The organism is Streptomyces sp. cmx-18-6 (genome assembly GCF_046548915.1).
Lineage (GTDB): Bacteria > Actinomycetota > Actinomycetes > Streptomycetales > Streptomycetaceae > Streptomyces.
Map to the genome: position 1 here is coordinate 719,224 of NZ_JAEBEP010000001.1, position 19,916 is coordinate 739,139.

Sequence of the window (19,916 nt, forward strand, 5' to 3'; positions counted from 1 at the left end):
CGTACGGAGCAACTGATCCCGCGGGGCCCACCGGCCCGGCGGCGAGAGCGGAGAGGTGATCGATGGGCGTCGCGGGATCCTTCCCCAGCTTCGCGGGGAGGCCCCCCGGCCCGGTCATGGACCGGGAAGAGGCGGACCGTGCGCTGGCCCGGCTCGGCGCGGAGCACGAGGCCATCGAGACCTCGCTCCTCGCCCTGCAGGACCATGCGGGCCGCCGCCTCCTGGAGGGCGCCGAGCTGACCGGGGTCACCCGGGAGCGCTGGGCCACGACCGAGCAGTCGATCACGTTGCTGTGGGGGTACTTCGACGCCTACGCGGGCGCGCTGGAGGAGGCCAGGAAGATCCGGGCGCGCCGCCGCCACCCCAACCGGGAGGACCTGGCCGCGCTGACCGAGCTGCTGCGCGGGGACGCGGTCACCCTGGCCCACCCCGGTGCGGCGGCCACCGCTCCGGTCACCGGCCCGGCCCAGCTCTCCGAGCGGTTCTCGCTCCAGGAGCTGGTCGCCCGGATGAACGAGCTGTACGCCAGGTCGCTGGACATGGTCGTCGCCTCCGACTCCGTCTGGTCGGCGCTGCCCGCCCGGATCGACCTGCTCGCCGCCGAGCTGCACCGGACCCGTTCGCTGGCCCACTCGGTCGGGGTGCGGCCCGGCGAGCACCCGGCGGCCGACGACCTGGCGGAGATCACCGAGGAGCTGACCACGCTGCGGGTGCAGGTGATCTCGGACCCGCTGGCGTTCTGGCTGCCGGGGCCCGGCAGCGCCGCGCCCGGCGGCGGACGCCCGGACACCTCCCGCTACGACCGGGCGGCCCGCGCCCTGGAGGACGTACGGCGGGAGATCGAGGCGGTGCTCGCCGTGCGGCAGGACGCCGAGGCCCGGCTGATGCGCCTGCGGGACGTGCTCTCGCGGGCCGACCGCACGCTGACCGAGGCGCGGGCGGCGCGCGGCGAGGTGCTGGCCAAGATCGCCGCGTCCGAGGTGCCCGCCGTCAGCGGACCGCCGACCGCCCTCCAGGAGCGGCTGGCCGCCGCCTCCGACTACCGCAGGCGGGCCCAGTGGCACCGGCTCTCCCCGCTCCTGGAGTCGCTGGAGCAGGAGGCCGAGGACGAGCTGCTGCGCGCCCGGGAGTCGCTGACCTCGGTGACGGCCCCGCTGGCGGTCCGCGCGGAGCTGCGCGGCCGGCTCGACGCGTACAAGGCGAAGGTGGCCCGGCACGGTCTGGCGGAGGACCCGCTGCTGATCGAGCGGTACGACGCGGCGCGCCGGATGCTGTGGAGCGCCCCGTGCGATCTGCGCGTGGCCGAACAGACCGTCCTGCGCTACCAGCAGGCGGCGGCCGAACTGCTGACACCGCGCCGGCCCGACGAGGCCGACGGGCCCGAGGACCGGCGGGGCTACGGCGGACCGGGCGATCAGGGGCATCCGGGCCATCACGGGCATCAGGGGGAGACACGATGAGTACGCAGTGCCAGCGCCCCGCGTGCGAGGGGGCCTACGAGGACATGGGCGGCGGTGAGCTGTACTGCGACACCTGCGGTCTGGCCCCGGTCGTCTCGCCCACGGGCATGGTCAGTTCGCCGCCCACCGGGATCGCGGGCGGCGGCCGGGCGAGCAGCCGCGACAGCTCCTCGCAGCGCACCGGCTCCCGCGCCTCATCACGGTCCTCGTCGCGTTCGTCGACCTCGCGGCGCTCGGTGTCGGGGCGGCTGTCGCGCTCGCTCTCCGGGACCGCCGCCTCCCGTTCGGTCTCGGTGCGCTCCTCGGGCTCGTCGACCGCCTCCTCCACCCGGGGCCGGCTCGGCGTCGGCCTGGTGCAGGTCCCGGACGTGCCCCGGCCCGACCCGCGTACGGCGGTCATGGACAACCCGGAGGTGCCCGAGCGGAAGCGGTTCTGCTCCCGTTCGGACTGCGGGGCCCCGGTGGGGCGTTCGCGCGGTGAGCGGCCGGGCCGCACCGAGGGGTTCTGCACCAAGTGCGGCCATCCCTACTCCTTCGTGCCGAAGCTGACCGGCGGCGACATCGTGCACGGCCAGTACGAGGTCGTGGGCTGCCTGGCGCACGGGGGCCTCGGCTGGGTCTACCTCGCGGTGGACCGGGCCGTCTCGGACCGCTGGGTGGTCCTCAAGGGCCTGCTGGACACCGGCGACCAGGACGCGATGGCGGCGGCGATCTCCGAGCGCCGCTTCCTCGCGGAGATCGAGCACTCCAACATCGTGCGGATCTACAACTTCGTGGAGCACCTGGACCAGCGGACCGGTTCGCTCGACGGGTACATCGTCATGGAGTACGTCGGCGGCAAGGCGCTCAAGGAGATCGCCAACCAGCGCCGCACCCCGACCGGCAAGCGCGACCCGCTCCCGGTCGAGCAGGCTTGCGCGTACGGGATCGAGGCACTGGAGGCGCTCGGCCATCTGCACAGCCGCAACCTGCTCTACTGCGACTTCAAGGTCGACAACGCGATCCAGACCGAGGACCAGCTCAAGCTGATCGACATGGGCGCGGTCCGCCGGATGGACGACGACGAGTCCGCCATCTACGGCACCGTGGGCTACCAGGCCCCCGAGGTCGCGGAGGTCGGCCCGTCCGTCGCCTCCGACCTGTACACGGTGGCGCGGACCCTGGCGGTCCTCACCTTCGACTTCCAGGGGTACACGAACGTCTTCGTGGACTCGCTGCCCGACCCCGACAACATCGAGGTGTTCCGCACCTACGAGTCGTTCTACCGGCTGCTGGTGCGGGCCACCGACCCGGACCCGGCCCGGCGGTTCGCCTCCGCCTCCGAGATGGCGGAGCAGCTGACGGGGGTGCTGCGCGAGGTCGTGGCGCTCCAGACCAGGCGGCCGAGGCCGGCGCTGTCGACGCTGTTCGGCACGGAACTGCGGGTGACGGACACGGAGTTGTTCGCCGAGCAGGTGGACGATGTGTCGCGGCTGGGCAGCCGGGTGACGGCGGCGGGGCGCGGCGGCCGTTTCGGGCGGCGCAGGGGCGGCACGGGTGCGCTGCCGAGCGTTCCGGCGCAGGGGGGTCCGCAGGGTGTTCCGGCACCGGGCGGCGCGTTGCCCGGCCAGGGCCGGGGTGGTGCGGCGCCGGTCGCTCCGGGGGCCGTGACGTCGGCGGTGGCGGGCGCGCTGCCGGCGGGCGGGCAGCCGTCCGGCCCGGGGGCGGGCGCGCGGCCCTCGCCGGGGGCGGCTCCGCTGACGGCGCCGGCGACCCACGTCCGGGGCGGGCCGCAGGGCGGCTCCCCGGGTGGTACGCACACCGGGCCCGGCGGTGCGCAGGCAGCTCCTCCGGGTGGTACGCAGGGCGCGCCTTCGGGCGGAACGTACACCGGACCGCAGGGCGGCGGACCCGCACCGGTGTACGCGCCCCCGGCGCCCGCCCCCGTTCCCGCGCCCCGGGGGGCGGAGCCGGCCGCGCAGGCCGTCCCGTACGGCCCGTTCGGGACGGCTGCCGGCGGGATCCGGCTCGCGCCGTTCGACGCGCGGGCCACCGCCCTGGCGCTCCCGGTCCCCCGGGTCGACGCGAACGACCCGAACGCCGGGTTCCTCGCCGGGCTGATGACCTCCGCCCCCGCCGAGCTCGTCGCGGCCCTGGACACGGTGCCCGCGGCCTCCCTGGAGACCCGGCTGCGGGAGCTGCGGGCCCGGCTGGAGATGCGGGAACTGGACGTCGCCGTCCAGGCGTTGACCACACTGGAAGGCCGGCACCCGGACGACTGGCGGGTCGTCTGGTATCGGGGCGTCACCTCGCTGGTGACCGGTGACCACGAGGTCGCGGCGCTCTCCTTCGACGCGGTGTACGACGCGTTCCCCGGGGAGCCCGCGCCCAAGCTGGCGCTGGGGATCTGCGCCGAGGTGCTGGGCCAGCTGGACAACGCCGCCGAGTACTACCGCCTGGTGTGGGCGACCGATCCGAGCTTCGTCAGCGCCGCGTTCGGCCTGGCCCGGGTGCAGATCGCCGCCGGGGACCGGGCGGGCTCGGCGCTCACCCTGGAGTCGGTGCCGGAGGCGTCGATCCACTTCACCGCGGCCCGGGTCGCCGCCGTCCGGGCGCGGCTGCGCGAGCGCGACCCGGCCGGGCCCCTGCTGACCGATCTGACGGCCGCCGCCGTCCAGGTGGCGGAACTGACCGGCTTCGGCCTGGACCCGGTGCGCCGCGAGCAGTTGACGACCGAGGTACTGGGCAAGGCGCTGGACTGGGTACTCTCCGGTAGTCCCGGTACTCCGCTGCCGGGCGAACCGGCGGGCGGACCGGCGGCCGAAGCTCTGGGCACCCGGAAACTGCTCGACGCCGAACTGGACGAGCGGGGACTGCGGTTGGGCCTGGAGCGCTCGTACCGCATGCTCGCCCGGCTCGCGCAGCGGGGCGACGAGAGGATCGAACTGGTGGAGCGGGCCAACCGTTTCCGCCCCCGGACGTGGGTGTGAAGATGTCAGAGAGCCACCAGCAGCCCGCCCTGACGAGGTGTCCCGGCTGCGCGGATCCGCTGGAGCCGGGCGACCTGTTCTGCGGCGCGTGCGGCTATGACCTCTCGGCCGTTCCCGCCCGCCCCGACGACCGGCCGACGATGGCCATCACCCCGCCGGCGGCCCCGCCCGGCCCCGGTGCGCCCGGCTCACCCGGGCCAGCTCCGGGCATCGCGGCACCGGCACCCGCGCCCGGCACGCCTGTATCCGCCGTACCCGCGCCCGCGTCCTGGCCGCCCGCCTCCGAGAGGGACAGCTCCGACGTTCCCGCGCCGGTGCAGCGGGCGACGGACCTGCCCGGCACGGACTCGGGCGGCAAGCCGCTGCCGACGACGGCCCCGGTGCGCCACGACGACCGGTCGGCAAGAGCCCCTGCGGCAGCCGCCGAGACGCGGGCCGCAGAAACGCACGCCGCGGAACCGTCCGTCGCCCCTGCCGCCCCCGTCGCCCCTGTCCCCCCTGCGGGCTCCGGTGACTTCGCGCTGGCCGCGCCCGACCCCCGTACGGCTGAGCACACCCCGACGCCCGCCGCCGGCACGAAGGTCTGCGTGGCCTGCCGTTCCGGCCGGGTGGACCCTGACGGCTACTGCGAGAACTGCGGGCACGCCCAGCCCCGCGAACGCGACCACATGGAGCAGGAGCTCGGCTCGGTGGCCGCCGTCAGCGACCGGGGCCTGCGCCACCACCGTAACGAGGACTCCTTCGCGGTCTCCTCGACCGCGCTGCCGGACGGTTCGCCCGCCGTCGTCGCGATCGTCTGCGACGGCGTCTCCTCGGCGAGCCGCCCCGACGAGGCGTCTGCGGCGGCCGCCGTCGCCGCCAATGAGGCGCTGCTGGAGTCCCTGCCGCGCGGTACGCACCCGCAGCAGGCGATGCACGAGGCGATCGTCGCCGCGTCCGAGGCGGTCAACGCGCTGGCCGAGGGCCCGGCCGGGGCGGCGGAGCACGAGGCGCACCGCCAGCAGAACGCGCCGGCCTGCACCCTGGTCGGCGCGATCATGGCGGGCGATCTGCTGGTCGTCGGCTGGGTGGGCGACAGCCGGGTCTACTGGGTGCCGGACGACCGGACGGGTCCGCCCGCCCGGCTCACCGAGGACGACTCCTGGGCCGCGCAGATGGTGGCGGCGGGCCTGATGAACGAGGCGGAGGCGTACGCGGACGAGCGCGCCCACGCCATCACGGGCTGGCTCGGCGCGGACTCCTACGAACTGGAGCCGCACACCGCCTCGTTCAAGCCGGACCGGCCGGGACTCGTGGTGGTCTGCACGGACGGCCTGTGGAACTACGCGGAGTCCGCCCAGGAGATGGCCGCCGCCGTGCCCCCGGACGCCCACCGGCACCCGCTGCGGGGAGCCCAGGTGCTCGTCCATCACGCACTCGACGGCGGGGGCCACGACAACGTAACAGTGGCTCTGCTGCCGTTCGCCGTGGAGCCGCAAGGGGCAGGATCGGCAAGCGAGACGGCATGAGCCCTCCCGCGACGACCCGCGTCACCTCCTCAGTCCCGGGCCCACGGTCCTCGCCTCCCTGCCCCTGACCCCCGCCCTCTGTCCGCTGTCCGCTGTCCGCGTGGAGCTTCAAGGAGCCGATCAGATGGCCAACTTCTCCAAGTCGAACGTGCCGCAGTTCTCCGTCGAGGTGTATCAGAACGAGTTCCTGCCGGAGGGCGGCCGCGAGGTGAACGGGATCGTCACCGTCACCTCGACCGGCGGCGGCACCACCGGCGGGACGCCGCTGCCCGGTGCGGCGGCCCCGCCCGGGCACGGGCCGGGGCAGGCGGTGAACGCCGCGGTGGTGCTGATGGTCGACTGTTCCGGTTCGATGGACTACCCGCCCACGAAGATGCGCAACGCCCGCGACGCGACGGCGGCGGCGATCGACACGCTGCGCGAGGGCACCCGGTTCGCGGTGGTCGCCGGTACGCATATGGCCAAGGACGTCTACCCGGGCAACGGGCAGTTGGCAGTCGCCGACGCGCAGACGAAGGCGCAGGCGAAGGACGCCCTGCGGAGGCTGAGCGCGGGCGGCGGCACCGCGATCGGGAGCTGGCTGCGGCTGGCCGACCGTTTGCTGGGCTCCGCCGACGTGGACATCCGGCACGGCATCCTGCTGACGGACGGCCGCAACGAGCACGAGTCGCCCGAGGACCTGCGGGCCGCGCTGGACGCCTGCGCGGGCCGGTTCACCTGTGACGCCCGGGGCGTCGGCACCGACTGGAAGGTGAAAGAGGTCACGTCCATAGCCTCCGCGCTGCTCGGCACCGCCGACATAGTCGCCGACCCCTCGGGCCTGTCCGCCGACTTCACGCAGATGATGGAGAACGCGATGGGCAAGGAGGTCGCGGATGTGGCGCTGCGGCTCTGGACGCCTGTCGGGGTGCGGATCCGGTTCGTGAAGCAGGTGGCGCCCACGGTCGAGGATCTGACCGGCCGGCGCACCGAGGCGGGCCCGCGCGCCGGGGACTACCCGACCGGCTCCTGGGGCGACGAGTCCCGCGACTACCACGTGTGCGTCGAGGTTCCCGAGGCCGGAATCGGCCAGGAGATGCTGGCGGCCCGGGTCTCGCTGATCCTGCCCGACCCCTCGGGCGCGGGCGCTCCGCAGGTCCTCTCCCAGGGGCTCGTACGGGCGGTGTGGACGGACGACATGGTGGCGTCGACCTCGATCAATCCGCAGGTGGCGCACTACACAGGTCAGGCGGAACTGGCACAAGTCATCCAGCAGGGGCTGGACGCACGCAAGTCGGGCGACTTCGACGGCGCGACGGCCAAACTGGGCCGTGCGGTGCAGTTGGCGTCGGCGTCCGGGAACCAGGACACTGCGAAACTGCTTTCGAAGGTGGTCGACGTCGTCGATGCGGCGACGGGTACTGTGCGACTGAAGGCGAAAGTCGCGGAAGCGGACGAGATGACACTCGAAACGCGCTCCACAAAGACCGTTCGCGTCAAGAAGTAGCACCACCCGGTGACCGTACGGTCACCAGCGATCCGGTGATCGACGGGTTCCCGCCTGGTGATCACCGCCCGCATTCGCCGAGCACGACGCCGCGATCGACAGCATGACGGCCCCGGGGCCGGACGAGGAGAGGGGGAAGCGCCGACATGCCGACCTGCCCGAACGGACACCAGTCGGGTTCCGATGACTGGTGCGAGGTCTGCGGACACCGCATGGCCCAGGCGGGCGCTGTGCCCCCGCCGCCTCCTCCGCCGCCCGCGCCCGGCTACGGCTACCCGCCGCCCGTGGGCGGCGACGGCGGTCCCCCGACGATGCAGGCGGAGCTCTGCCCGCAGTGCCGTACGCCGCGCGAGGCGATGGCGCCGTACTGCGAGGAGTGCCGCTGGAACTTCCTCACGAACACGGCGACCTCGTACACCCCGCTGGCCCCGCAGCACGGTCCGCCGGGCGGACTCGGCGGGCCGGGTGGTCCCGGTGGACCTGGCGGGTCCGGTGCGCCTGGTGCGCCTGGTCATCCCGGTGGTCCTGGCGGGGCGGGTGGCTTCGCGGGTCCCGGCGGCCCGGCGGGACCCGGTGGTCCGGGTGGGCCGGCCGGTCCCGGTGGCGCGCCCCAGCAGCGCGACCCGTTCGAGTTCCAGGGTTCGCGCCCCTCGCAGGTGAACCGTCCGGCCGAGCCGCTCGCTCCGGAGCACGGCGGCGCGGGTGGCCCGGGTGGCTACAGCGGCCAGGGCGGGCACGGCGGCCCCGACCGGGGTCCCGGCCCCCAGGGCGGGCCCCCGCAGCACGTGTTCCAGCAGGGCCCGCCGCCCCCGCCGGCGTTCCAGCAGCCGGGACAGCCGGGACAGCCGGGGCACTCGCAGCAGCAACACCAGCAGCAGTCGGCGCCCTCGGCGTACGAGCCGCAGCAGTCGTCGCCGTTCCCGCCGCACCAGCAGTCGGCGCCGCCCGCACCGCCCCAGCGGCAGTCGCCGCACACCGGCGGCGAGGACGACTGGATGCTGCCGCCGCCCTCCCAGGCCCAGCCGCAGCCGCCGCAGGCGTTCCAGCAGCAGGGCCAGGGCCAGCAGCACCAAGGCCAGGACCCCGGCCACCAGCAGAGCCGGCGCCCCGGCCAGGACCAGGGGTACGACCGAGGCCCGCAGCAGGGCCAGGACCCGGGGTACGACCAGGGTCCACAGCACGGTCAGGACCAGGGCTACGACCAGGGCCCGCAGGGTTACGACCAGGGCGGGCAGCACGGCCAGGCGCCCGGTCAGGGGCAGCCGCAGCAGGCCGCCGTCTCCTGGACCGCCGTCATCGCGCCGGACCGTGAGTACTTCCTGGCGATGATGCAGCGCAGCGGCCCCGAGGCGACCGGGCTGAACCTGCCCGCGTACTCCCCGGAACAACGCCTTCCGCTCACCGGCAACCAGATCACCATCGGCCGCCGCAGGCAGAGCACGGGCGAGTCGCCCGACATCGACCTGTCGGTGCCGCCGGAGGATCCGGGGGTCTCGCACCAGCACGCGGTCCTGGTGCAGCAGCCTGACGGCGGCTGGGCGGTGGTCGACCAGAAGTCCACCAACGGCACCACGCTCAACGGTGCCGAGGACCCGATCCAGCCCTACGTTCCCGTCCCCCTCCAGGACGGCGACCAGGTGCACGTCGGGGCGTGGACGACGATCACGATCCGCCGGGACTGAGGGACCGCTCAGGACCCGGGAACGAGGACACGCTCCCCGGTCCACGAGGCTCCGTGCACCTGGGGCCCACCCCTGCCGCTGATCAGCCGCTGAGGGCCCAGGTGTACGGACCCTGCGGGTCGTCCAGCCAGGCCCACTGGCGGCCCTCGGCGACGGTGATGCCGTACCTCTCCCGCTGCGGGCGCTCCTCGCGCTCCCAGAGGGAGAGGGCCTCGTGCGGATCGAGGGTGTCCGCGGTCAGGGCCAGCAGGAACCGGAACAGGTCGTCCCCGAGCGCCCGCCGCGGCAGTCCGCCCAGGCGCTGGTCACGGTCGTGCGGCAGCAACGCCCCGCGCAGGGGCACGAAGTACGCCGGGGTGTGCAGGAAGTTCCCCTCGGCGTACTTCACGCCCGCGCGCGGGGCGTGCGCCGTCTCGCGTACTTCCAGCGACACCAGTCCCGTCGCGACCGGGGCCAGGATGCGCGCCCCCGTACGGCACTGTTCCGGCCAGGCGGGCGGTACGGACGGCAGGGTGCAGGTCGCGATGATCCGGTCGTACGGGGCGCGCTGCGGGCAGCCCCCGGCCCCGTCGCCGGTGATGACCACCGGGTGGTGGCCGGCCGCGGCGAGGTGGTCGCGGGCGGGCTCCGTGATCTCCGGGTCCAGGTCGACGCTGGTGACCGCCGCGTCGCCGAGCCGGTGGGAGAGCAGCGCCGCGTTGTAGCCGGGGCCGGTGCCGATCTCCAGGACGGTGTGCCCCTCGCGTACGTCCAGGGCGTCGAGCATCAGGGCCATCAGCGACGGCTGGCTGGAGGACGAGATGAGTTCGCCGTCCCGCATCCGGGTGGCCAGCGGCCCGTCCCCGTACGCCCCGCGCAGCCAGCGTTCGCGCCGCACGGGGTCGGGGTCGTCGGCCCGGAGGCGCTCGTAGCCCCGGATGCCGTGCACGTAGTAGTACGGCACGAACAGATGGCGCGGCACCTGTTCGAAGGCGGCGCGCCACGCGGGGTCGGTGAGCCCGCCCTGCGCGGCGATGTCCCGCACCAGGGCCTGCCGCGCCTCGTCGGCATCGGCGTCGGAGACGGAGGAGTCCTCCCGCTGTCCGCCCATGCCTCCACTGTCCTGCGGCGGGACGGCGGAAGGGAGCCCGCGCGGCGGCCCGGGCCATTGGTCCTAGGACCCCTGACCTCGGCCGGTGCGTCTGCGACCATGGACGGGTGACAGAGATTCCGCGCGACACGCTTCAGGAGCAGACCTTTTACGAGCAGGTCGGCGGCGAGGAGACCTTCCGTCGCCTGGTCCACCGCTTCTACGAGGGGGTGGCGGGCGACGAGCTGCTGCGGCCGATGTACCCGGAGGAGGATCTGGGCCCGGCCGAGGAGCGGTTCGCCCTGTTCCTGATCCAGTACTGGGGCGGCCCGCGCACCTACAGCGACAACCGGGGGCACCCCCGGCTGCGGATGCGGCACGCCCCGTTCCGGGTGGACCGGGCGGCCCATGACGCCTGGCTGGCGCATATGCGGGTCGCGCTGGACGAGCTGGGGCTTGCGCCGGAGCACGAGCGGCAGCTGTGGGACTACCTGACGTACGCGGCGGCTTCCATGGTCAACACGGCTGACTGACCGAGCCCGGACGGTCCACAGGCGGAAACAGGTCCCGCGCGTCGGGCAAAGGGGTTCAGCCGTGCCCGACCGTCAGGGCGAGCCCGCCCAGCCCGCCGCCCACCGGGTCGCGGCGCAGGGCGACCGAGCCGAACGGGGTCCGCAGCCGAAGCCAGGCGCCCGCGGCGAGCAGGGAGACGGGGAAGTCGGGGTCCGCGCGCAGGAAGCCGAGCGACTGGGCGGCGTGGAGCGCCCGCAGCGGCAGCCCGGTCGCGCCGACCGGGCGGGACCAGATCTCGCGGCCGATACGGTCGCGTTCGGCGCGGGTGCGCAGTTCCTCGGGCAGCGCCTCGTCCCGCGTACGGAACTCGGCGACGGCGGCGTCGAGGGCGGTGCGCAGGGCGTCGGGGCCGGGCAGGCCGTCCTGTTCCCGCCAGGGCCCCCGGGGCGGCAGGACACCGGCCCAGGGCGGCCCGGTGACGGGAGCGGGCAGCACGCCGCCCCGCTCACCTGGGCCCTCCCCGGAGACGTCGAGGGACTCCAGCAGCTCGCCGGCCGACACCGTGACGTCGAGCGTCTCGGGGCGGGCCAGGCGGGCCGCCCGGATGGCGAGGACCTCGAAGGAGGGCGGGCGGCCGAACACAGCCAGCGCGTCGCCGCCGCCCGCCTGCAACCGGACCGCGGCGGCCCGGTCGTAGTGGAGCAGCCGGCCGAGGAAGGCGGCGAGATCCGCCGCCTCCCTCGGGTCGGCGAACAGCAGCGACTGCACAGGCGCCGTCATGCCGCGGCGGGCTCCTCTGCCAGGTACTTCTGGAGGAAGAGCTTTTCCTCGGCGGAGATCCGCCGGGGCCGCTCCTCGGCCAGGTTGTACGGCACGACGACGGTCGAGGCCCGTACGTACACCTGCTCGGGGTCCTTGATCTCATAGGCGATCGTCAGCGACGCGGCGCCTATCTTCGTGACCCACGACTCGACGGTGACCGGCTCGTGCCGGTGCACCAGCGGCCGTACGTAGTCGATCTCATGCCGGGCCACGACGGACCCGCCCGAGAACGACGGCGAGCCGTCCCCCGGCGCCAGCCGGAACATGAAGTCGATGCGCGCCTCCTCCAGATAGCGGAGGAAGACCACGTTGTTGACGTGGCCGAAGGCGTCCATGTCCGACCAGCGCAGGGGGCAGCTGTAGATGTGACGAGCCAAGACGATCAGCCTCGCGTGAGCTTCTTGTACGTAGCGCGGTGCGGGCGGGCCGCGTCCGCGCCGAGACGCTCGACCTTGTTCTTCTCGTACGACTCGAAGTTGCCCTCGAACCAGTACCACTTGGAGTCGCCCTCGTAGGCGAGGATGTGCGTGGCGACGCGGTCCAGGAACCAGCGGTCGTGGGAGATGACCACGGCCGCACCGGGGAACTCCAGCAGCGCGTTCTCGAGCGAGGACAGGGTCTCGACGTCGAGGTCGTTGGTGGGCTCGTCGAGGAGCAGCAGGTTGCCGCCCTCCTTGAGCGTCAGCGCCAGGTTGAGGCGGTTGCGCTCACCACCGGACAGGACGCCGGCCGGCTTCTGCTGGTCCGGGCCCTTGAAGCCGAACGCGGACACATAGGCGCGCGAGGGCATCTCGACCTGGCCGACGTTGATGTAGTCCAGCTCGTCCGAGACGACGGCCCACAGGCTCTTCTTCGGGTCGATGTTGGCGCGGGACTGGTCGACGTAGGAGATCTTGACCGTGTCGCCGACCTTGATGGCGCCGCTGTCCGGCGTCTCCAGGCCCTGGATCATCTTGAACAGCGTGGTCTTGCCCGCGCCGTTCGGACCGATGATGCCGACGATGCCGTTACGGGGCAGCGTGAAGGACAGGTCGTCGATCAGGACCTTGTCGCCGAACGCCTTCGAGAGGTTCTCGACCTCGACGACGATGGAACCGAGGCGCGGGCCCGGCGGGATCTGGATCTCCTCGAAGTCCAGCTTCCGCATCTTGTCGGCCTCGGCCGCCATCTCCTCGTACCGGGCGAGACGGGCCTTGGACTTGGTCTGGCGCCCCTTGGCGTTCGACCGCACCCACTCCAGCTCCTCCTTGAGGCGCTTCTGCCGCTTCTCGTCCTTGCGGCCCTCGACCTTGAGGCGGGTCTGCTTCTTCTCCAGGTACGTGGAGTAGTTGCCCTCGTAGGCGATGGCGCGGCCGCGGTCGAGCTCGAGGATCCACTCGGCGACGTTGTTCAGGAAGTACCGGTCGTGGGTGACGGCGATGACACAGCCCGCGTACTTCGAGAGGTGCTGCTCCAGCCAGTTCACCGACTCGGCGTCGAGGTGGTTGGTGGGCTCGTCGAGGAGGAGCAGGTCCGGGGCCTCGATGAGCAGCTTGCAGAGCGCGACCCGGCGCTTCTCGCCACCGGAGAGGTTGGTGACCGGCCAGTCGCCGGGCGGGCAGCCCAGCGCGTCCATGGCCTGCTCCAGCTGGGCGTCCAGGTCCCACGCGCCTGCGTGGTCCAGATCCTCCTGGAGCTTGCCCATCTCCTCCATCAGCGCGTCGGAGTAGTCGGTCGCCATGAGCTCGGCGACCTCGTTGAAGCGATTGAGCTTGCCCATGATCGCGGCGGCCCCGTCCTGGACGTTCTCCAGGACCGTCTTCTCCTCGTCCAGCTTCGGCTCCTGCATGAGGATGCCGACGCTGAACCCCGGCGACAGGAACGCGTCACCGTTGGACGGCTGCTCCAGGCCCGCCATGATCTTCAGCACCGTGGACTTGCCGGCGCCGTTGGGCCCCACGACACCGATCTTCGCGCCGGGCAGGAAGTTCAAGGTGACGTCATCAAGGATCACCTTGTCGCCGTGCGCCTTGCGCGTCTTGCGCATGGTGTAGATGAACTCAGCCAAGAGAAACCGTCCGGCAGCAATAGAGGTGTGGGCAGATACACCCCATCTTGCCTGACGTCCATCCCCGGAAGGAAACCCGTCCGGGGATCGGCCGGCGCGCAACCGTCAAGGACGCGCACCGGTCGCTACTCCCCGTGCTGCCGCGCTTCCTTCCGGCGCAGGAGGAACACCGCGCCGCCGCCGACGACGAGCAGGCCGATGGCGAGGGTTCCGATCATCGCGGTGGCGCTGGAGCCGCCGGTCGCGGCGAGGTCGCCTTCCAGGCCCGAGGTGGTGGTGCCGGTCGAGGCGGGGGTGGTCTGCCGGGCGCTCTGGGTGTCGAGCTCGTCGGATTCGTCGGCCTGGCGGTCCTCGTCGGGGGTGGTGACGCTTCCGCTGGTGGCGCAGTCCAGGACGCCGGCGAAGTTCTTCCGGAATCCGCCGGGGCCGGTGATGGTGAAGTCGTACGCCTGGTCCTCGGCGACCGGGATCGTCACCGTCCTGGTCGTGCCGGCGGCGATGGTGTGCTCGACGCCCGACAGTTCGAAGGTGAAGGGCTCGTCGCCCTTGTTGGCCGCGGTGATGTCCACGCCGCCCGCCGCGCAGTTCTTCCTGGCGGTCAGTGCCGGGGCGGCGCCGGTCTCGGCCCAGGTGGCGGTGGCCCGTGCGGAGACCGTGGATTCGCTGGAACCGGCCAGGATCTGCGTCTGGCTGCGCGTGACCCCGGCGAAGGCCCGGCCGACCGGCACGGAGGTGGCGCTCTGGACGGTCAGCTGCGCGGACCCGTCAGCGGTGTCCTTGGGTACGGAGAAGTAGAGCCGGGCGCCGTCGACCGCGGCGGTGACGGGCTTGCCGTTCTTGTCCGTCACCGTGATGCCGCTCGCCGCCGCGTCCACCGGAGGGGACACGGAGACCTGGCCCGCGCCCGTACGGACGGTCACCGGGCCCAGCCGCTCCCCCGCCCGGCCGGAGACCGCCGCGGGCTCCAGCGTGATGGAGGCCCGGGGTTCGGCGGCATTGCGGGCGCGCTTGTGCAGCCAGTCGGCGAGCTTCTCCGCCTGCTTGTCCGACGCGGTGACGTCGGCGTCGTCGGAGTAGCGCCAGATGGCGACCTGGGTGCCCGCCGCGGCGGTCCGCTCGGTGAGCGGGCCGGTGCCCGCCGCCTCGGCGAGTGCGGCGAGGTCGTCGACCTGGGGGTAGGAGTGCTGGAGGATCCACCGGATCTTCCCGGCGTTCCTGTTGGCGCCCAGCGAGGTCTCCGCCCAGGGGATCTCCAGGTACTTCGCCTGGTCCTGGGTGGGGTTGTGGAGGTCGACGCAGTACGTCTTGAGCTTGCCGCCGCCGTCCACGGTCATCTCGAAGAGCCCGGCGGGCAGTTCCTGGGTCCGGTCGGACGCGCCGTTCTCCCCCGGCATGCGGAGCACCGCCGTGTCGAAGGTCTTCAGCCCGTCGAGCACCGCCGCCGCACCGCCCTGGTGCCGGCCCGACTCGTCGGCGGCTGCCGCCGTGCCCACCCCGGCGAGGGTGGCCGCCGTGACGAGACCGGAGAGCAGCAGCGCGGCGAGCGGTCGGAGGACGGACCGGCCGCGCCCCCTCCGCCCGGTCCCGCCGGTTCCCCCGATGCGTGCGGTTCTGCCGCGTACGGCGTGCCCCGCCTTCGCGTCGGACGGCGAAGCGGACACAGACGGCGCAGCAAACACAGAATTCCCCTCCGGGCGAGACCCTCGCGCGTGGTGCGCGTGTGGGGAATGCCCCGCCAGCAGACTCAAGTGACCCATGAGCTCTGGGAATCCTAGGGACCGAACGCAGCCTGATCCCCCGCAGGGCCCCCGGCCAACCATTCCGAATCGCAATCGTTATCGCCGGGCCGCCCCTCCCGACCAGCCCTTTCAGGACATCGCCATCACTTCACCGACCCGTTCCCGCAGGGGCGGCGTAACGTCGGCGGCACTGTCCCGATCCAGCACCGCACCACCCATCCGCGCTCCGCCCGACGCCCCGTCAGCCCCGGCCGCCCCAGAGGCGGTCAAGGGCGGCTCTCCCCTGGCCGCTCGGCGGAAGGCGGCGGTCCCGCGGCTCAGGTCATGACCGACCGCGACCGCCTCGACATCCACGAACGTCCTTCGTGTGCCGTCCCGTTCCTCCTCGCGGACCTTCAACCTGCCGTGCACCACCAGGGGTTCCCCGATGGCTACGGATCCGGCCAGATTCGCGGCCAGCGTCCGCCAGGCCCATACCGTGTAGAAGCTGGTGGGCCCGTCCGTCCACAACTGGGTCTCGCGATCCCGGCGGCGCGGGGTCACGGCGAAGCGGAACCGCGCCATTCCCCCCGTGGCCGTCTCCCGGAACTCCACCGCCGTGGCCGCGTTCCCCACCAGCGTCACCAAGGTCTCGTTCATTTTCCGCCCCCGCTTTCCGTCGTACCTGTTCGTCCTGCTCGTTCTGTTCGTTCTGCTCGTACCTGTTCGTTCTCTCCACCGGTGTGCTGACTTCATGGTGGACGTCGGGGGCGAACGGCGTCGGAGCCTGTGGATTACTGGCCGGTTGTGGAAAACTCCGTCACCGCCGCGTACCGCTCGCGCACCTCCCGGTATCGCACGAGCTCCGCCGAGACCGGGTCCAGGACCCTCGCCCTGCCGCACCCCGCCGCCGCCTCGCGCAGCCGTCGTTCGGCCTCCTGCCCGTAACGGCGCGCGGGTCCCCGGATCGCCGCCGCGCAGGACCACTCCACCAGCGGCCCGCCGACGACTCCGGCCAGCATGATGAGCGCGGGGGTGACGAGTCCCGGCTCCAGGACCCCGATGATCTGGCCGGCCAGCCACAGCCCCCCGAAGACCTGGAGCAGCGTCATGGACACCTGGGCCAGCACCGCAGCGGGCCACCACTTCGGCCGGGGCGGCTTGGCCGGGCGGCCGCCGAACGGCATCCCGGCGGCCGGGCCCCCCTTCGCCGCACCGCCCGACCGCCCGGCGGCCTTCCCCGTACCGCCGGCCCGCCCGGCGTCGGCCTCAGCGCCCCGGGCCTTGGGGGAGCCGTCCCCCGTACCGCCCCGCATCGCCAGCTCGTCCAGCGCCTCCGGCAGCCCCTTCGCCCCGGTGAAGGCCGCCTCGCGCACCGCCTGCGCCCACGGTGCGGGCAGCCCGTCGGCGGCGTCGTCCGCGACGATCCGGACCGCCTGCTCGACCCGTTGCCGCGCGGTCAGCTCCTCCTCCGGCGGGGCCAGCGCCTGGCCCATCCGGTCCAGACTGCCCGGCAGCCCCCGGGACTCGTACCAGCGCCACAGCCGCAGCCACGGCGTCCCGCAGGCGCGGCCCGCGTTCCTGCGCCACTCCCGCTCGGCGGCCTGCCCGGCGGCGGCCGCTCCGACCGCTTCGGCCAGCCGGTCGGTGAACTCCTCGCGGGCCCGCTCGCCGAGACCGGGCCGCCCCTCGGCCACGTACACGGGACGCAGCCGCGCCGCCGCCGCGTCCACGTCGGCGGAGAGGCGGCGGGTGGCGGCCGTGCGTCCCTGGACGAACTTGCCGACCAGCTGGCGCAGTTCGGGCACCCCGTCGCCGGTCAGCGCGGACAGGGACATGACGGTGGCGCCGGGTTCGCCGTGCTCGCCCACCGCCACGCCGTCCTCGTCGAGGAGCCGGCGCAGATCGTCGAGCACGAGGTCGGCGGCCTCGCCGGGCAGCCGGTCGATCTGGTTGAGGACGACGAAGGTGACCTCGGCGTGCCCGGCGAGGGGGCGCAGGTAGCGCTCGTGCAGGGCGGCGTCCGCGTACTTCTCCGGGTCGACCACCCAGATCACCGCGTCGACCAGCGCCAGCACCCGGTCCACCTGGTCCCGGTGGGCCGTCGCGGCGGAGTCGTGGTCGGGCAGGTCCACCAGGACGAGCCCCTGGAGCGCCTCGTCGAAGGCGGCGGGCCCGGGGTGCGGCCTGCGGCGGAGGCGGCCGGGGATCGCGAGGCGGTCGAGCAGCCCCGCGGCCCCGTCCGTCCAGCTGCACGCGATGGGCTGGGAGGTGGTGGGGCGGCGCAGCCCGGTGTCGGAGATCTGGGCCCCGGCCAGGGCGTTGAACAGGGTCGACTTCCCGCTCCCGGTGGCCCCCGCGACGGCGACGACCGTATGCCGGGAGGAGAGCCGCTGGCGGGCCGCCGCCTCGTCCAGCACGCGGCCCGCCTCGGCGAGGGTGTCCCGGTCGAGGCGGGCCCGGGAGAGGCCGATGAGTTCGCGCAGGGCGTCGAGCCGGGTCGGCAGGGGGCCGCCGGAGGGGCCGTACGCCTCGACCTGCGGCCGTACGTCGCTCTCGTCGGCCGCCGCGTCGGTGGATCGCGGGGAGTCGGCGGATTCCTCGTCGGCCGTGAGGGGGTCGGTCGTGAGGGGGTCGGCCTCGGGGGCTTCCACCGCTGCCGCGCGCCGTGCGATGAGCCCGTCGTCCCAGCGCCCGCGGTCCCGGCCCTCCGGCTCCTCACCCTTGTCCGCCGTGCCGTTGCCCTGGTCCTCGTCCGTGACGGCAGTCATCGCTGCCACCTCTCCCTCTGTAGTACGGAAAGCGCGGCGATCAGTTCGGCCTGCGGTTCGGGGGCCACGTCGAGCGCGTCGAGCGGGGCGAGCCGGCGGTCGCGTTCGGCGCCGAGCACCTGGTCGAGGTAGGCCGTCAGCAGTTCGCCGCCCTTGTCGCGGAGGCGCAGGGCGCCCTGGGCTCCGATGCGTTCGGCGAGCTGCTCCCCCGCCGCGCGGGCCCGCCGCCCCCCGAGGAGGGCCGCCGCGAGCAGGGCGGCGACGGTCTCCGGGTCGGGCGCCACGTTGCGTTCGAGCTGGCGCACCTCTTCCTCCGCGAGCTCCTCCAGGACCCGCCGCCACCGCCGTACGGCCACGGCGATCCGGCCCTCCACGTCCTCGACGGGCCCCCATCCCCCGGCATCCCGCCCCGCGCCGTCGAACCGGAACACCCCGGCGGCGGGCTCGCGCCTCCACTGCGTACGGATCTGCGCGTCTGCGGCGGAGACGGCGCACTGGAGCAGCGCGATCAGGCTGTCCACCAGCGCTTCGAGGAGTTCGTCGGGCGAGCTGTAGAGGGGGTGGCCGCGCCACCGGGTCCGCGCGTCCCCGGCGAGGACCGCCCCGCTCTGGAGCCGGCGCCGGATCCGGGCGGCCTCCTTGCCGTACGCGTCCTCGACGACCCCGGTGAGCCGCACGGACGCCGCGTACTGCGCGGCGACGGCCGACGCCAGTTCGGGCATCCGTACGTTGAGCGACTGGATGAGCCCGGAGGCGGTACGCCCCACCGCCTGCTGCCGGGCCGCGGGGTCCTGGACCCGGTGGGTGAGCCAGGCGCGCAGCGGGGCGACGGCGGTGGTGGGGAGCAGCCCGCTGCCGCCGCCCGCGGACTCGGGCAGCTCGGGGATGGTGAACCGGGGTACGTCCCCGAGTCCGGCGCGGGTCAGGAGCGCCGCGTACTGCCGCGAGACCTCCGCGATCACCTGGTGGGGCACCCGGTCGAGGACGGTGACCAGGGCCGCGTCGTACTCCTTCGCGGTACGCAGCAGATGCCAGGGCACCGCGTCGGCGTACCGGGACGCGGTGGTGACCATCACCCAGATGTCGGCGGCGCAGATGAGTTCGGCGGCGAGGACCCGGTTGCGCACGACGAGCGAGTCGATGTCGGGGGCGTCGAGGATGGCGAGCCCGCGGGGCAGGCTGACGGCGGTCTCCACCCGCAGCACGTTCCCCTCGTCGTCCGCGCCCGGCCCGAGATCGTCGAGCCCGTCCGGGTCCCGGGCCTGCCCCGGCGGCAGCCAGACGCGGGTGAGCTGCGGCAGCACCCGTACGCCGGCGAACCAGTGGTGGTCGTCGGGGTGGCAGACCAGCACCGGGGTGCGCGTGGTGGGCCGCAGCACCCCGGCCTCGCTGACCCGGCACCCGACGAGCGAGTTGACCAGCGTGGATTTCCCGGCCCCGGTGGAGCCGCCGATCACCGCGAGCAGCGGCGCCTCGGGATCCTTGAGGCGCGGCAGGAGGTAGTCGTCGAGCTGTGCGAGGAGTTCGACCCGGGTCTGCCGAGCGCGTCCCGCCCCCGGGAGGGGGAGCGGAAGACGCACGGCGGCGACACGGTCGCGCAGGGCGGAAAGTGCGTCGATGAGCTGGGGCCGTACGTCCATGGTCGCCACATGCGAAGAATGCCCAATTTTGGAGCCTTTTTGAAGCGTATGGGCCCCTCTGCGCGGCGGTTCCACCCTCCGGACAGACTCGGAACAGAGGGGACGAGTGGGGCGCAGGCATAACGAGTGCACAACACCCGGGGCGCAAGGCGCGAAAAACGATGCAGGAATCGTACCTACCTGCGATTATCGGTTCGCTTCACCGAACCTCCACATCGTGCCACGCAGGTG

The 19,916-nt window shown here is 73.5% G+C and carries 14 protein-coding genes; 6 read left to right on the forward strand and 8 right to left on the reverse strand.

All coding sequences use genetic code 11. The features are described from left to right. Positions 1 to 62 precede the first annotated feature (62 nt). The 5 genes from ACLJPL_RS03255 to ACLJPL_RS03275 all read left to right on the forward strand — a co-directional run bounded on the left by ACLJPL_RS03255 (position 63) and on the right by ACLJPL_RS03275 (position 9,105). Positions 63 to 1,460 (forward strand): hypothetical protein, encoded by a 1,398-nt coding sequence (locus ACLJPL_RS03255; protein WP_411079103.1) that lies wholly within the window; start codon positions 63 to 65, stop codon positions 1,458 to 1,460. Continuing rightward, complete coding sequence (locus ACLJPL_RS03260) at positions 1,457 to 4,429, forward strand: tetratricopeptide repeat protein (protein WP_411079104.1); 2,973 nt, start codon at positions 1,457 to 1,459, stop codon at positions 4,427 to 4,429. The genes ACLJPL_RS03255 and ACLJPL_RS03260 overlap by 4 nt, the downstream gene beginning before the upstream one ends. 2 nt (positions 4,430 to 4,431) lie before the next feature. Further along, a complete protein-coding gene (locus tag ACLJPL_RS03265) occupies positions 4,432 to 5,937 on the forward strand; it encodes a PP2C family serine/threonine-protein phosphatase (protein ID WP_411079105.1) in 1,506 nt (501 codons plus the stop codon). Between the two features lie 124 nt (positions 5,938 to 6,061). Further along, positions 6,062 to 7,423: a vWA domain-containing protein gene (locus tag ACLJPL_RS03270; protein ID WP_411079106.1), complete on the forward strand. Its 1,362-nt coding sequence runs from the start codon at positions 6,062 to 6,064 to the stop codon at positions 7,421 to 7,423. Between the two features lie 146 nt (positions 7,424 to 7,569). After that, positions 7,570 to 9,105 carry an FHA domain-containing protein gene (locus ACLJPL_RS03275; RefSeq protein WP_411079107.1) on the forward strand — a complete coding sequence of 512 codons (1,536 nt, stop codon included), beginning with the start codon at positions 7,570 to 7,572 and terminating at the stop codon, positions 9,103 to 9,105. Positions 9,106 to 9,187: 82 nt separating this feature from the next. Here the strand turns inward: ACLJPL_RS03275 and ACLJPL_RS03280 are convergent, their stop codons facing one another. Further along, positions 9,188 to 10,195: a methyltransferase domain-containing protein gene (locus tag ACLJPL_RS03280; protein WP_411079108.1), complete on the reverse strand. Its 1,008-nt coding sequence runs from the start codon at positions 10,193 to 10,195 to the stop codon at positions 9,188 to 9,190. 107 nt (positions 10,196 to 10,302) lie between these two features. On the opposite strand from ACLJPL_RS03280, the gene ACLJPL_RS03285 reads away from it, so the two are divergent. After that, the gene (locus ACLJPL_RS03285; RefSeq protein WP_411079109.1) at positions 10,303 to 10,707 is read left to right on the forward strand and encodes a globin; all 405 of its coding nucleotides are present in this window, start codon (positions 10,303 to 10,305) and stop codon (positions 10,705 to 10,707) included. 55 nt (positions 10,708 to 10,762) lie between these two features. Here ACLJPL_RS03285 and ACLJPL_RS03290 read toward each other — a convergent pair whose 3' ends face one another. From ACLJPL_RS03290 to ACLJPL_RS03320, 7 genes are all read right to left on the reverse strand, one after another. Next, positions 10,763 to 11,467, reverse strand: a complete 705-nt coding sequence (locus tag ACLJPL_RS03290; RefSeq protein ID WP_411079110.1) for a hypothetical protein — start codon at positions 11,465 to 11,467, stop codon at positions 10,763 to 10,765. Continuing rightward, positions 11,464 to 11,886, reverse strand: coding sequence for an acyl-CoA thioesterase (locus ACLJPL_RS03295; RefSeq protein WP_411079111.1), 423 nt, complete (start codon positions 11,884 to 11,886; stop codon positions 11,464 to 11,466). Before ACLJPL_RS03295 ends, ACLJPL_RS03290 begins: the two co-directional genes overlap by 4 nt. Before the next feature lie 5 nt (positions 11,887 to 11,891). After that, complete coding sequence (gene ettA / locus ACLJPL_RS03300; protein ID WP_411079112.1) at positions 11,892 to 13,556, reverse strand: energy-dependent translational throttle protein EttA; 1,665 nt, start codon at positions 13,554 to 13,556, stop codon at positions 11,892 to 11,894. Positions 13,557 to 13,681: 125 nt separating this feature from the next. Next, positions 13,682 to 15,235: a Cys-Gln thioester bond-forming surface protein gene (locus ACLJPL_RS03305; RefSeq protein ID WP_411079113.1), complete on the reverse strand. Its 1,554-nt coding sequence runs from the start codon at positions 15,233 to 15,235 to the stop codon at positions 13,682 to 13,684. Positions 15,236 to 15,424: 189 nt separating this feature from the next. Next, entirely contained in the window at positions 15,425 to 15,934 is a 510-nt protein-coding gene (locus ACLJPL_RS03310; protein WP_411079114.1) for a single-stranded DNA-binding protein, read from the reverse strand. Positions 15,935 to 16,068: 134 nt separating this feature from the next. Further along, positions 16,069 to 18,045 carry a GTPase gene (locus ACLJPL_RS03315; protein ID WP_411079115.1) on the reverse strand — a complete coding sequence of 659 codons (1,977 nt, stop codon included), beginning with the start codon at positions 18,043 to 18,045 and terminating at the stop codon, positions 16,069 to 16,071. Next, on the reverse strand, positions 18,042 to 19,685 hold the full coding sequence (locus ACLJPL_RS03320; protein WP_411079450.1) for a dynamin family protein: 1,644 nt from the start codon (positions 19,683 to 19,685) through the stop codon (positions 18,042 to 18,044). Before ACLJPL_RS03320 ends, ACLJPL_RS03315 begins: the two co-directional genes overlap by 4 nt. Positions 19,686 to 19,916: the final 231 nt, after the last annotated feature.